Source organism: Streptomyces lavendulae subsp. lavendulae (assembly GCF_002803845.1).
Classification (GTDB): Bacteria; Actinomycetota; Actinomycetes; order Streptomycetales; family Streptomycetaceae; genus Streptomyces; species Streptomyces lavendulae.
In genome coordinates this window covers 973,439-985,773 of the sequence record NZ_CP024985.1, presented here as the reverse complement: position 1 = coordinate 985,773, position 12,335 = coordinate 973,439, and the positions used below count along the sequence as shown (strand labels likewise).

Sequence of the window (12,335 nt, the reverse complement as noted above, 5' to 3'; positions counted from 1 at the left end):
CCGGGAGGCCGGTCCGGGGGAGCCGGTCAGCGGCCCCGCAGCCCCCGGTCGACGGCCGCGGTCAGCTCCGCGTCGGCGGTGTCCCCGTCCAGGGACCAGAACATCGCCCCGCCGAGGCCCTGTTCGCGGACGTGGCGGGCCTTCGCGTTCAGCACCTGCGGGTCGTCGTACGTCCACAGAGTGCTGCCGTCGAAGAGCCAGGCGTGGCCGCCGCGCCGGTCGCGGTACACCCGGTAGGTGCCGGAGGCGGCCAGCTTCTTCAGCTCCTTGTAGTCCTCGTACCCGGCCGCCCAGGTGGCGGGCGCCGGGCCCGTCGCGGGCTGCCCCATGCCGTCACCGCCGCCGCCGACCCCGGTCCAGCCCTGCCCGTAGAACGGCATGCCGACCACCAGCTTGCCCGCGGGCGCCCCGCGGCGGCGCCAGGCCTCCACCGTGCCCTCGACGCTGAAGTCGTCCCGGGCGCGGAGCGCGGACTGCTGGGCGGTGGTCTTCTCGCCGGACACGTGGAAGTCGTAGCCCTGGAGGTTGACGAAGTCGAGGCCGCGCATGATCCGGCGGACGTCGAAGCCCGCGTCGATCTTGGCAGGCGCGGTGGGGACGAAGGCCGACAGCTCGTAACCCCGGCGCCGCTCGCGGCCGTACGCGTCGAGCTGGCGGCGGAACTCCTCGACCAGCGCCGCGAAGTTGCGCCGGTCCTCCGGCCGGTACGTCGTGTCGGTGTCACCCGCCGAGCCGGGCCACTCCCAGTCCAGGTCGATGCCGTCGAAGAGGCCGGCCGCCGCACCCGCGCCACCCCGTGACCCGTCCTGCGGGAGATTCCCCTTGATGTAGAGGTCGATGCAGGACCGGACGAAGGCCGTGCGGGAGGCGGGGGTGAGGGCGGCGTCCGAGAAGTGGGGGGACCAGCTCCAACCGCCCAGCGAGATCATCACCTTGAGCCCGGGATGCTTCGCCTTCAGCTCCCGCAGCTGGTTGAAGTTGCCGGCCAGGGGCTGCTCCGCCGTGTCGGCCACCCCGTCGACGGAGTCGGCCGCGTCGAGCGGGCGCACGTAGTCGGCCCACGCGTCGGCCTCGCCGGGCACGTTCCCGGTGAAGCACCTGCCGTCGGCGCCGACGTTGCCGAAGGCGTAGTCGATGTGGGTGAGCCTGCCCGCGGCGCCACTCGTCTCCAGGTCCCGGACCTGGAAGTCGCGCCCGTAGAAGCCCCATTGGGTGAAGTACCCGACCCTGCGCAACGCCCGGTCGTGACGGCCCTCCCCGTTCTGCGGGGAGGAGCCGGCGGCGGGGGCGAAGGCGGTCAGCAGGGAGAGCGAGCAGGCGGCGACGGCCAGTCTTCCGAGCATGCTGCGGCGCATGGGCTTCCTTTGCGGATGCGGTGAGTGGTGCCCGTGAGCCGGAAACTATTGGTCTGGACCAGCCGGGTCAAGGGGGCGTCCCCCTCGGGTTCCGCGGAACCGCCCGGCCGTCCGAAAAACCTCCTCCACGGCCCTGGGCACCTTCGCGCCCCCTCGCTACCCTCCGCGCATGATTCCCACGGTGGTCTGGGGCACCGGCAACGTCGGCCGCGCGGCGATCCGCGCCGTCGAGGCCCACCCGGCGCTCGTCCTCACTGCAGTGATCGTCCACAACCCCGGCAAGGTCGGCCGCGACGCGGGCGAACTCGCCGGACTCGACCGGCGGCTGGGGGTGGCGGCGACCGACGACGCCACGGCGGTGCTCGCCGCCCGCCCCGCCGCCGTCGTCTACGCGGCGTCCGGCGACGTCCGTCCCGACGACGCCCTCACCGACATCACCCGGGCGATCGCGGCCGGAGCGGTCGTCGTCAGCCCCGCCCTCTACCCCCTCTACGACCACCGCGGCGCCCCGCCCGAGTTCCGGGACCCGGTCCTGGCGGCCGTCGCGGAGGGCGGCGGCTCCCTCTTCGCCTCCGGCGTCGACCCCGGCTGGGGCAACGACGTGCTCCCGCTGCTGCTCAGCGGCCTCGGCAGCACGGTGGACGCGATCCGCTGCCAGGAGATCTTCGACTACTCCACGTACGACCAGCCGGACTCGGTCCGCCACCTCGTCGGCATGGGGCAGCCCATGGACCAGGAGCCGATGATGCTCATGCCCTCCGTCCCGACCACGGTGTGGGGCGGACAGGTCCGGATGATGGCCCGCGCCCTCGGCGTGGAACTCGACGAGATCCGCGAGACCTCGGAGCGGCGCGCCCTCGACGCCACCGTGACCACCCGCACCATGGGCGAGTTCGAGGCCGGCACCCAGGGCGCCATCCGCTTCGAGGTGCAGGGCATCGTCGAGGGCGAGCCCCGCATCGTCATCGAACACGTCACCCGTATCCACCCGTCCTGCGCCCCCGACTGGCCCACCCCGCCCGACGGGAGCGGGGCCCACCGGGTCGTCATCGAGGGCCGCCCGCGCATCGAGGTCACCGTCGAGTGCACCGACGAGGACGACAACCGCTCCGCCGGGGGCAACGCCACCGCCGTCGGCCGGCTCGTCGGTGCCATCGACTGGCTGGTCGAGGCCGAACCGGGGCTCTACGACGCGCTCGACGTCCCGCTGCGACCCGCAGTCGGCAAACTCGGAAGGAAGCAGCCATGAGGATCGACGTTCCCGAAGGACAGCACCCGATCGAGTACGTGTGGGGCGACCTGGTGCCCGGCATCGGCATGGCCGCGGCCAACTTCTCCCTGTCCGTCTACGCCCACACCACCCTGGGCCTGCGCGAGTTCGAGGCCGCCCGGCTGCGGATCGCGCAGATCAACGGCTGCGTCTTCTGCCTCGACTGGCGCACCGACCGGGACGGGGAGAAGGTCGAGGAGGGGTTCGCCGACGCGGTGACCGAGTGGCGCACCACCGGGGCCTTCGACGACCGCACCCGGCTGGCGGCCGAGTACGCGGAGCGCTACGCCCTGGACCACCACAACCTCGACGAGGAGTTCTGGGCGCGGATGACCGCGCACTACAGCCAGGTGGAGATCGTGGAGCTGAGCATGAGCATCGGCTCCTGGCTCGCCTTCGGCCGGCTCAACCACGTGCTGGGCCTCGACAGCGTCTGTGTGCTGCCGGGCGGCTGAAGCGGCCCGGGGCCGTGCGGAGGCGGTTCCGCACGGCCCCGGGCCCGGATCGCCGGCCTCACAGGTCCGTGGCGATGATCTTCTCTATGTTCCGCTCGGCGAGGGCCGTGATCGTCACGAACGGGTTGACGCTGGTGTTGCCGGGGATCAGCGCTCCGTCGATCACGTACAGGCCGGTGTAGCCGCGCAGGCGGCCGTAGTTGTCGGTGGCCCTGTTCAGCACGGCGCCGCCGAGCGGGTGGTACGTGAGGTGGTCGCCCCAGATCTTGTTGGTGCCGAAGAGGTCGGTCCGGTAGATCGTCCCCTCCTTCGCGTTGATCTTGTCGAAGATGGTCTTCGCCATGTCGATGGAGGGCTGTTTCCAGGCGGTCTGCCAGTTCAGGTCGACCTTGCCGGCTGCGGCGTTCCAGGTGAACTCGGCCCGGTTGGGGTTCTTGGTGATCGAGAGGTAGAACGAGGCGTACGTCTCGATCCCCGTGGGCAGCGGGGCCACCTCGGCGAAGGCGCCGCCCGCGTCCCAGTTGTCGATGCCGCCGCAGGGGATGGAGGCCTGCACCTTGCCGGTGGGGTCCCACATGTGGTTGGCCCGGCCGCACATGACGTTGCCGTTGTCGCCCCAGCCCTTGCCGATCTCGTCGTTCAGGTCGGCCAGCGCTCCGGTGGCCTTCAGCCTGACCAGGAGCTTGCTGGTGCCGACGCTGCCCGCCGCGAAGAACACCCGGTCGGCGGTGACGGTCTTGGTGGCGACCACCGCCCCGGTGGTGTCGAGCTGTTCCATGCCGACCGTGTAGCCGCCACCGGCCGAGGGGGAGACGGTGGTGACCCGGTGCAGCGGAGAGATGGCGACCCTGCCGGTCGCCCGGGCGGCCGCGATGTAGGTCTTCTGGAGGGACTTCTTGCCGGCGTTGTTGCCGTAGAGGATCTCGCCGTCGACCGCCGACTTGGGGACGGTGCCGGCGACCTCCTGCTTCATGTAGTCCCAGTCGTAGACGTCCGGGACGAAGACGAAGGGGAAGCCGGAGCGCTGGGCGTGCTTGCGGCCGACGCGGGCGAACTGGTAGCAGTCCACCGTCTCGAACCAGTCGGGGTCGACCAGGCCCACGCCGAGACCGGCGTTGGCGCGCGGATAGTAGGTGGAGTACATCTCCTCCGCGTCCACCGAGGGCAGGATCGCGGCGAAGTTCTGCCGCTTGGGCGTCACCGCCATCCCGCCGTTGACCAGCGAACCGCCGCCTACGCCGCGGCCCTGGTAGACGATGATCCCGCCCATCTCCTCGGCGTCGAGGATGCCCGTGTACCGGGGGACGTCCTTGTCGATGGGGAAGCCGAGGAAGTTGCTGAGCGGGGCCTTGGTCCTGGTGCGCAGCCAGTAGGAACGGTAGTCGGGCTTCGTGGTGTTGGCGAAGATCTTGCCGTCACTGCCGGGGGTGTCCCAGGCCATGCCCATCTCGATCATGTGCACGTCGACCCCGGCTTGCGCGAGCCGCAGCGCGGCGACGGACCCGCCGTAGCCGGTCCCGATGACGAGGGCCGGTACGTGGGCCCCGGAGTCGATGGGCGCGCTCGCAACGGCGGCCCCGGTGACGCCTTCCGCCCGGGCCGGAACGGTGTTGACCGCCAGGGCCAGGGCTCCAAGAATGGAACCGGTTCCAGCCATGAATCCGCGGCGTGACACACCTTTGGAAACCTTGCTGTGCAGGCTTTTGTCACTCATGCGACCTTCCTCACTCTCGACGGAGTGAGAACAAGTTCTACTGTTGAACGCCTGCTAAGTCACTACACGCGTCGAGGTGACTTGTGGCGGATTCCGCCTGCTGCGCCTGTTGGGTCCGCCGAAGCCCGGAGGGGCGCCCGCCGGGCCGCCGCGAACTTTCCCCGGGTTGACACCCGAATTCAGTGGATCTTCGGGACCTGTCGTGTCATGGTTGGTCCCACCGAAGGGGTGTAGCTCAGCTGGTCAGAGCAACGGTCTCCAAAACCGTAGGCCGCAGGTTCGAATCCTGCCGCCCCTGCAAGAACCACCGGCACGCACACGACGAACGCCCGGGCGGGAGCCTTCTCCCTGCTGGGCGTTCGCTGTGTTTCGGGAGCCTGTTCCAGGTCGCACGCCACTGCGGGCGGTCAACCTTGGCTGCCGCCTCGCCCGCCGGGATCGACGAGACCGGGAAGGTCGAGCAGGGAGTCGATGGACAGTCGGCCCATTAGCGGTCGTCGTGGGTGAGGGTCTCGCCGACGTCGAGCGCGACTGTACGGATCATGCGGGCCGGCCCGGGGGAGCGCGGATCGGAAGGCGGTTGGGGACCGATATCCTGTGCGACATGATCCCGACCCCTGCCGAAGACCGTGCGGCTGAACTGAACGAGCGGATCCGTGCGCTCGTCGCGGTCGGGCAGGCGGGCTCCGACGAGTACCAGGCTCTGCTGCGTGAGTGGCTGCGGGCGACTCTCGTACCCGCAGCCTGAGGTCCGGCCCCGGCGCATCGAAGTGAGGCGCGCGCCGACGGGCGGCGCCTGCGCGAGCGGCTACGGTCGCCCCAGGCCTGACAGTGCTCCGCCCCGCCGGTCTCTCGTGCCCTGAAGGGCCCGGCGGGGCGGCGCCGTGCAGCTGCAGCCCGCAGCGTCCCCGCAAGTCAGGAACTGCTCGCGGATGATGCGTCCACGCTATCCGCCACCACTGACAACGAGCCCGGACCCGGGCGCGCGGCGCCCCTCCCGTGGGGAGCCGGGAGGGGCGCCGGCCCGGGATGGTCCGGTGGCAGCACCGTAGACCCGCAGGTGGGGCGGCGGTAGGCATATGACGGGGGAGATTCCGAAAAGTGGAACGCCCGCCACCGCCGAACGCGGGAGCGGGCGCCGGTACTGCTCCCCCGTGGCCGCTGCTTCCCCATGGCCCCCGTTCGGGGCAAAGGCGGCATCTGGCAGACTTGTGCGGGTTGTTCCAGGCGGCGCAGGACAGGAAACCGGTGCGAATCCGGTGCGGTCCCGCCACTGTGACCGGAGTTCCGCCGACCCGCGGGGCCCCGGGAGTCAGACACTGACGCGCCGCCTCTTCACTTCGACCGGGGACGAGGATCCCCCGGAGAGGCCTCGCCATGTCGCGTTCCCGCGCAGCCCTGCGCTCAATCGCCGCCCTCGCGGCCCTGGTTCCGCTCGCCGCCTGCGGCGGACCGGCCGATGGACCCGCCGGTGCGGTCCCGCCCGCGCCCGGGTTCCCGTACACCGTCACCAACTGCGGTGTCACCAGCACCTACCAGGCCCCGCCCGAGCGGGCCGTCACCATGAACCAGCACGCCACCGAGATCATGCTGGCCCTCGGACTGCAGGACCGGATGGTCGGCACGGCCTACCTGGACGACTCCGTGCTGCCCGCCTACCGGCCCGCCTACGACAAGATCAAGGTGCTGGCCGGGGAATACCCCTCCAAGGAGGTGCTCCTCGGAGCCGACCCCGACTTCGTGTACGGCGGTTACGCCAGCGCCTTCGACAAGGGCCAGGGCCGGGACCGTGAAGGGCTCGCCCGGTCCGGCATCGGCTCCCGGCTGAGCGTGGAGTACTGCACCCGGGGCCCGGTCGGCCTCGCCCAACTGAAGACCGAGATCACCGAGGTCGCCCGGACCTTCGGCGTACCCGAACGCGGAGCGGCCCTCGTCGAGGACGAGCAGCGCCGCGTCGACACCGTCACGGCACGGCTGAAGGACCGGCCGAAGCCGCCCGTCTTCGTCTACGACTCGGGCGAGGGCTCCGCCTTCACCTCGGGCGGCAACGGCATCGGCAACGAGATCGTCTCCCTCGCCGGGGGCACGAACGTCTTCGCCGACCTTGACGACACCTTCGGCGACGTGTCGTGGGAGAAGGTCATCGAGCGCAAGCCCGAGGTCGTCCTCATCTACGACTACGGCGGCACCACCGTCGAGTCCAAGAAGCAGCGCCTGTTGAACGACCCGGCGCTGGCGGAGGTTCCCGCGGTCAAGAACCGGCGGTTCGTCGTACTGCCGCTCTCCTCCGCCGTGCTCGGCGTGCGCGTCGCCGACGCCGTCGAGTCCCTGGGCCGCCAACTGCACCCCGACGCCGCGTGAAGCGCGGCCGGACCGCCACCGTCCTCCTGCTCCTCGCCGCCGCGCTGGCGGCGTCGGCGGTGGCGGGGCTCGCCCTGGGACCCGTACGGATCGCCCCCGGCCGGGTCCTCGACCTGCTCCTCGCCGGACCGGGCGCACGGGGCGGCGCTTTCGCCTCCATCGTGTGGGACGTCCGCATGCCGCGCGTGCTGCTCGGTGCGGTCGTCGGCGCCGGACTCGCGGTCACCGGCACGGTGCTCCAGGCCCTCGTGCGCAACCAGCTCGCCGACCCGTTCCTGCTCGGCGCCTCCTCGGGCGCCTCGGCGGGTGCCGTGCTCGTCATCGTCTTCGGCACGGCCGCCGGTGCGGGCGCCGTCGGCGCGCTGGGCGGGGCCGGGGTGCCGCTCGCCGCCTTCGCCGGGTCGATGGCCGCGCTCGTCACCGTCTACGCCCTGGCCCGGCGCGGCGCCACCATGACCACCGGCCGGCTGATCCTGGCCGGAGTCGCCGTGCAGTACGTGCTCTCCGCCCTGACCAGCCTGGTGCTCGTGCTGTCCGCGAGCCCCGACCAGATGCGCTCCGTACTGTTCTGGACACTGGGCGGCCTGGGCGGGGCCCGCTGGAGCGAACTGGCCCTTCCCGCGGCCGCGCTGTTCGTCGGAACCGGTGTCCTCGTCACCCTGGCCCGGCCCCTCGACCTGCTCCTCGCGGGGGAGGAGGGGGCGCACACCCTGGGTCTGGACACCGGCCGGTTCCGGGCCGCCGCGTTCGTGCTGACCTCCCTCGTCATCGGGGTGCTGGTGGCCTCCAGCGGGGCGATCGGCTTCGTCGGGCTGATGGTTCCGCACGCCGCCCGGATGGTCGTGGGCGCCGGGCACCGCGCCCTGCTGCCCGTCGCCGCGCTGGGCGGGGCCGTGTTCCTGACCCTGGCCGACCTGCTCGCCCGTACGGCGGCGGCACCCGAGGAGATACCCGTCGGCGTGGTCACCGCACTGGTGGGAGGGCCGTTCTTCCTGTGGATGCTGCGCAGGTCCGGCCGCGGTGAGGGGGTGACCGGATGACGGGGAGTCCGGTGGAACTCACCGTCGAGGCCGTGCGTTACGAGATCGACGGGCAGCCACTGCTGCGCGGGGTGGACCTGACCGCCCGGCCCGGGGAGACGGTCGCCGTGGTCGGGCCGAACGGCAGCGGCAAGACCACCCTGCTGCGCTGCGTCTACGGCACGCTGCGGCCCACCGCCGGCCGCGTGCTGCTCGACGGGAGGGACGCGGGTCTGCTGAGCGTCAAGGAACGGGCCCGGAAGGTGGCCGCCGTTCCCCAGGACGGCTCCGGCGTCCCGGGCCTGACGGTCCGGGAGGTCGTCGCCATGGGGCGCAGCCCGCACAAGCGGTTCTGGGAACAGGACGGCCCGGGGGACGCCCTGCACGTCGACAGGGCCCTGGAGACGGTCGGTGCGACCGCCTTCGCGGAGCGACGCTTCGAGGAGTTGTCCGGCGGTGAGCGCCAGCGCGCGCTCGTCGCCCGCGCCCTCGTCCAGGGGACGGGCCTCCTCGCCCTGGACGAGCCGACCAACCACCTCGACATCCGCTACCAGCTGGAGGTCCTGGACCTGGTGCGCGGCCTGCCCACGACGAGTCTGCTGGTCCTGCACGACCTCAACCTGGCGGCATCCTTCTGCGACCGGCTGTACGTCCTGGCAGCCGGCCGGGTGGTCGCGGCGGGCCCGCCGGGCGAGGTGCTGACGGAGGACCTGCTGGCCGAGGTCTACGGCGTCCGCACGCGCATCGGCATCCACCCGACCACGGCCGCCCCCAACGTCGTCTACCTCCCGCCGGAGCCGCCCACCGCACGACTGCGGCACGCGGCGGGGGGAACGGCGGCGCCCTGAGGCGGAGCGGCCGGGGGCCGGGTCCAGCCCGCGGAGGTCGGGGAGGGGGTCATTCCTCGGGGAGGGCCAGGCGGCGGAGGAGGGGGAGGGCCTCGTCGAGGGGGACCGCGCGGAAGAACTCCGCGTCGGCGGCCTCGACGGCGGCGATCGCCCGGGGCGCCAGCGCGGCGCCCGCCTCCGTGACCCGGAGCCGTTTGGCCCGGGTGTCGGCCGGGTCGACCTCCCGCTCCACGAGCCCCTTCTGCTCCAGGGCCCGCAGCACCTGGGAGGTCATCTTGACGTCCGTGCCGGCCTGGCGGGCCAGGGCCAGCTGGTTGGGGTGTTCGCCCCGACCGTTGAGCCACCAGGCGCAGGCGAGCAGCACGAACTGCACATGGGTGAGGCCGATCGGGGCCAGTGCCGCGGCCATGTCGCGCTGCCAGCGCAGCGTCGCGTGCCAGAGGAGGAAGCCGGGGCTGTCGGCGGGCCGCAGCGCCATCAGCGGGCCGCCGCCCCGTCGGCCGGCTTCGCCTCGGCTGCCTCCGCCGCCTCGGCCAGCCGGGTCAGCGCGGCCATGGTGTCCGGCCAGTCGGCGGTGATGCCCGGTCCGATCTCGGGCCCGGCTTCGTCCGCGCCCGTTCCGGTGATCTCCATCCGGTAGGTGACCCGGATCCGGCCCGGCCCGGCCGTGTCGACGCGGTGCAGGGTGCGCAGCAGCAGGCCCCCGAACCGGGCCTCGTCGACGAAGAGTTCGTTCTCCACGGCCTCGGCGACGATCAGCGGGATCGGGTCCTCGCCGGGCGGGGTCATGGTGATGCGGGTGCCCGGCGCGAACGGTCCGTCGATCTCGATCTTCTCGATCTCGGCGTTCCAGTCAGCCCAGCGCGCGACGTCGGACCAGAGGCGCCAGACGGAGGGGGCGGTGGCGGTGGTCTCGACGCTGTGCTCGTACGTCCACATGGTGCGGTCTCCCTCGGCAGCTGATGTTCTGCCCACAGACTATCTCTGCGCAGACTACCTGTCCATGGGTGCCCCCGAGGACCTCGTCAGACCCGCGCGAGCGGAGGGGCCCGCGGCGCATACCGCGCCACGGGCCCCTCCAGGTGCTGCGATGTTCCCGCTAGCCGCCGTAAGGGCGGGTGATGATCTCCATGCCGTGACCGTTCGGGTCCGGGAAGTAGACCCCGCGGCCGCCGTCGTTGTGGTTGATCTCGCCCGGGTGCTTTCCGTGCGGGTCGGCGAAGTACGGGATGCCCGCCGCCTGGATCTTCTCGAACGCCGCGTCGAACTCCGCCTCCGAGATGAGGAACGCGTAGTGCTGCACGGCGATGGACTCGGCCGGGATGGTGGCGAAGTCCAGGGTGACCCCGTTGGCGGTGGACACCGGGACGAAGGGACCCCACTCGGGACCGACTTCGAGGTCGAGGATGTGCGCCAGGAATTCGGCGGACTCCCGGTTGTCACGGGAGTAGATGATCGTGTGGTTCAGCTGGACCGACATGGGTGAATGCCTCCGCAAGGCACGTCACGGCACCTCCATGCCTCACCCGGTCGGTGACCGACACGCGATGCCGTGTTCGTGATCCTAAGCAGCCCGTGCGGGCGAAGTCCACCGATATCGCCGCATGCGTGGTGGCAGCCTCACGGTGTGCCGTAGACCTCCTTGACGCTGTCCCGTGCGGGGCGGCTCCGCCCGGCCGGTCCCGCGGCGAAGGCCCGCAGGAGGTTCTCCGTCACCCGCGTGGTCAGCGCGCCGGCGCGCGCGTCCAGGCCGTGATCGGCGCCGCTGCGGCCGTCGCCCGACGCGTCGAGGGCCTCGACCCAGCGCATCGTGCCGGTCGCGAACACCCCCGCCCCGCCGGGCACGGTGTAGTAGGCCGAGTCCTGGTGGCTGGGCCGTCCCTCGCACACCACCGGGGAATGGGCCAGGATCTCGATCGGGCGGGGCGTCGGGAAACCGGTGTTGACCTTGTCGTACTCCACCCCGACCAGGTGCGCGAAGCTGTCCCCGGCCTTCGCCCCCGTCCCCTCGAACAGCCAGTGGCCCGGGTTCGTGACCACGTACGGGGCGTCCACCGGATACCCGTCGTAGATCACGCCGAGCAGGGAGCTCTCGGGGTCCGCCGCGGGCGGCGAGCGGAAGTCGACCGTGGCCGGATGACCCCGCTTGAAGCCGGGGTCCTGGTCGTAGGAGGACTTGTAGCAGACCACCGTACGGTCCGGGCCCAGGTCCGAGGCCTCCAGCCGGATCCGGCGGAAGCAGCAGTTCGCACCGAGGACCGCGATGTTGGTGCCCGCGTCGCGGGCCGCGGTGAAGTGCGCACGCTGCTCGGGCGACCAGTACTCGTCGTGGCCGAGCGAGAGCACCGCCGACGCCCCTTCCAGCAGCCGCTTCTCCCGCGCCACATCGGTGGTCGTCGCGTACGCGAGGGGTATCCCGAGCCGCTCCGCCAGCGCGACCAGGGGCGCTTCGTAGACGAGGAACAGTCCCGCGCCGTCGTCGTACTCGTACGGCCGGTCGAAGGTCACGGCGAGCGAACGCGAGGCGTAGCCGCCGCTCGGACCGTCGTAGCTGCCGTATCCGCCCCACCGGTTGTACGCCTGCCAGGTCGCCACCGCGTTGACGATCACCGTCCGGCCGGCCGTCGCCGCCGAGCGGACGGTGACCGGCACGAACCGCTGGCCCTCGCCGCCCTGCGCGTCGAGCCGCAGCAGATAACAGCCCTCGGGCCAGCCCTTGGTGTCGACCGAAGCGGTACGCGGCCACCGCGTGCGGACCATGCGGGTCCCGGGCTCCACCGTGTGCTCCGGCTGGCGGACCCCCGGCAGTGCCTCCGAACGCCACACCAGGCGGGCCCGGGCCCCGCCGTACCAGCCCATCCGGTAGGCGGAGACGGTGAAACGCGGCGCGGTGGTGGACACGTGCAGTCCGAAGGACTCGCCGGGCAGGACGGACACCCGGTCCGCGAAGCCCTCGATGGCGCGGGCCGGACCGGCCTTCGTCACGTGCCAGTCGGCGTTGCCGGGCCGGGCGTTCTCGGCCTTCACGTCGAACCCGGCCCCCGGCGCGGGCGCCGAGGCGGAACCGCCCGGCTTCGGCGCCCCGTCCGCCCCGGCACCGCCCGATGCGTCTCCGCCCGGCGCGCCACCGCCACCCGTCCCGCAGCCGGCCACCGCGCCGATCCCGGCGACCGTGGCCGCACCCGTCGCCATGGCGAGAAAACGTCGCCGGCCCGCACCCTCGGCGCCGTCGGCTATGTGCTCCTGATCCATGCGGGCACGTTATGTCACGCCCACCGCCTCCCCGGCACCGCGTCGGGGATCACCCCGTCAG

At 72.1% G+C, this 12,335-nt stretch carries 12 protein-coding genes, 1 tRNA gene and 1 riboswitch; of the genes, 7 read left to right on the top strand and 6 right to left on the bottom strand.

From position 1 onward, the window contains the following. Nucleotides 1–26: 26 nt before the first annotated feature. Nucleotides 27–1,355: a glycoside hydrolase family 18 protein gene (locus tag SLAV_RS04395; protein WP_030229785.1), complete on the bottom strand. Its 1,329-nt coding sequence runs from the start codon at nt 1,353–1,355 to the stop codon at nt 27–29. A 169-nt stretch (nt 1,356–1,524) separates the two neighbouring features. Between SLAV_RS04395 and SLAV_RS04390 the strand changes: the two genes are divergently transcribed. Continuing rightward, the gene (locus SLAV_RS04390; RefSeq protein WP_030229786.1) at nt 1,525–2,604 is read left to right on the top strand and encodes an NAD(P)H-dependent amine dehydrogenase family protein; all 1,080 of its coding nucleotides are present in this window, start codon (nt 1,525–1,527) and stop codon (nt 2,602–2,604) included. After that, complete coding sequence (locus SLAV_RS04385; RefSeq protein WP_030229787.1) at nt 2,601–3,080, top strand: carboxymuconolactone decarboxylase family protein; 480 nt, start codon at nt 2,601–2,603, stop codon at nt 3,078–3,080. The genes SLAV_RS04390 and SLAV_RS04385 overlap by 4 nt, the downstream gene beginning before the upstream one ends. A gap of 58 nt (nt 3,081–3,138) precedes the next feature. On the opposite strand, the gene SLAV_RS04380 is transcribed toward SLAV_RS04385, so the two are convergent. Then, nucleotides 3,139–4,794 carry a GMC oxidoreductase gene (locus SLAV_RS04380; RefSeq protein WP_030229788.1) on the bottom strand — a complete coding sequence of 552 codons (1,656 nt, stop codon included), beginning with the start codon at nt 4,792–4,794 and terminating at the stop codon, nt 3,139–3,141. Nucleotides 4,795–5,018: 224 nt separating this feature from the next. On the opposite strand from SLAV_RS04380, the gene SLAV_RS04375 reads away from it, so the two are divergent. From SLAV_RS04375 to SLAV_RS04355, 5 genes are all read left to right on the top strand, one after another. Continuing rightward, nucleotides 5,019–5,092 (top strand) — tRNA-Trp (locus SLAV_RS04375). A gap of 306 nt (nt 5,093–5,398) precedes the next feature. After that, a complete protein-coding gene (locus SLAV_RS40875) occupies nt 5,399–5,542 on the top strand; it encodes a hypothetical protein (RefSeq protein WP_158740643.1) in 144 nt (47 codons plus the stop codon). A gap of 453 nt (nt 5,543–5,995) precedes the next feature. Then, nucleotides 5,996–6,136: riboswitch (cobalamin riboswitch) on the top strand. 35 nt (nt 6,137–6,171) lie between these two features. Next, nucleotides 6,172–7,155 (top strand): ABC transporter substrate-binding protein, encoded by a 984-nt coding sequence (locus SLAV_RS04365; RefSeq protein ID WP_030229790.1) that lies wholly within the window; start codon nt 6,172–6,174, stop codon nt 7,153–7,155. Next, nucleotides 7,152–8,195: a FecCD family ABC transporter permease gene (locus tag SLAV_RS04360; protein WP_030229791.1), complete on the top strand. Its 1,044-nt coding sequence runs from the start codon at nt 7,152–7,154 to the stop codon at nt 8,193–8,195. The genes SLAV_RS04365 and SLAV_RS04360 overlap by 4 nt, the downstream gene beginning before the upstream one ends. Next, nucleotides 8,192–9,022 carry an ABC transporter ATP-binding protein gene (locus SLAV_RS04355; RefSeq protein WP_051840845.1) on the top strand — a complete coding sequence of 277 codons (831 nt, stop codon included), beginning with the start codon at nt 8,192–8,194 and terminating at the stop codon, nt 9,020–9,022. The genes SLAV_RS04360 and SLAV_RS04355 overlap by 4 nt, the downstream gene beginning before the upstream one ends. A gap of 49 nt (nt 9,023–9,071) precedes the next feature. On the opposite strand, the gene SLAV_RS04350 is transcribed toward SLAV_RS04355, so the two are convergent. The 4 genes from SLAV_RS04350 to SLAV_RS04335 form a co-directional block, all read right to left on the bottom strand. Continuing rightward, on the bottom strand, nt 9,072–9,500 hold the full coding sequence (locus SLAV_RS04350) for a MarR family winged helix-turn-helix transcriptional regulator (protein WP_030229793.1): 429 nt from the start codon (nt 9,498–9,500) through the stop codon (nt 9,072–9,074). Next, the gene (locus SLAV_RS04345) at nt 9,500–9,961 is read right to left on the bottom strand and encodes an SRPBCC family protein (RefSeq protein ID WP_030229794.1); all 462 of its coding nucleotides are present in this window, start codon (nt 9,959–9,961) and stop codon (nt 9,500–9,502) included. Before SLAV_RS04345 ends, SLAV_RS04350 begins: the two co-directional genes overlap by 1 nt. Before the next feature lie 160 nt (nt 9,962–10,121). After that, complete coding sequence (locus SLAV_RS04340; RefSeq protein WP_030229795.1) at nt 10,122–10,502, bottom strand: VOC family protein; 381 nt, start codon at nt 10,500–10,502, stop codon at nt 10,122–10,124. 140 nt (nt 10,503–10,642) lie between these two features. Further along, nucleotides 10,643–12,274, bottom strand: a complete 1,632-nt coding sequence (locus tag SLAV_RS04335) for a N,N-dimethylformamidase beta subunit family domain-containing protein (RefSeq protein WP_234333571.1) — start codon at nt 12,272–12,274, stop codon at nt 10,643–10,645. Nucleotides 12,275–12,335 lie beyond the last annotated feature (61 nt).

Excerpts from the sequence above, each read along its gene's own strand:
- SLAV_RS04395 (WP_030229785.1), bottom strand. The coding sequence starts at position 1,355 with ATGCGCCGCAGCATGCTCGGAAGACTGGCCGTCGCCGCCTGCTCGCTC.
- SLAV_RS04390 (WP_030229786.1), top strand. The coding sequence starts at position 1,525 with ATGATTCCCACGGTGGTCTGGGGCACCGGCAACGTCGGCCGCGCGGCG.
- SLAV_RS04385 (WP_030229787.1), top strand. The coding sequence starts at position 2,601 with ATGAGGATCGACGTTCCCGAAGGACAGCACCCGATCGAGTACGTGTGG.
- SLAV_RS04380 (WP_030229788.1), bottom strand. The coding sequence starts at position 4,794 with ATGAGTGACAAAAGCCTGCACAGCAAGGTTTCCAAAGGTGTGTCACGC.
- SLAV_RS40875 (WP_158740643.1), top strand. The coding sequence starts at position 5,399 with ATGATCCCGACCCCTGCCGAAGACCGTGCGGCTGAACTGAACGAGCGG.
- SLAV_RS04365 (WP_030229790.1), top strand. The coding sequence starts at position 6,172 with ATGTCGCGTTCCCGCGCAGCCCTGCGCTCAATCGCCGCCCTCGCGGCC.
- SLAV_RS04355 (WP_051840845.1), top strand. The coding sequence starts at position 8,192 with ATGACGGGGAGTCCGGTGGAACTCACCGTCGAGGCCGTGCGTTACGAG.
- SLAV_RS04350 (WP_030229793.1), bottom strand. The coding sequence starts at position 9,500 with ATGGCGCTGCGGCCCGCCGACAGCCCCGGCTTCCTCCTCTGGCACGCG.
- SLAV_RS04345 (WP_030229794.1), bottom strand. The coding sequence starts at position 9,961 with ATGTGGACGTACGAGCACAGCGTCGAGACCACCGCCACCGCCCCCTCC.
- SLAV_RS04340 (WP_030229795.1), bottom strand. The coding sequence starts at position 10,502 with ATGTCGGTCCAGCTGAACCACACGATCATCTACTCCCGTGACAACCGG.
- SLAV_RS04335 (WP_234333571.1), bottom strand. The coding sequence starts at position 12,274 with ATGGATCAGGAGCACATAGCCGACGGCGCCGAGGGTGCGGGCCGGCGA.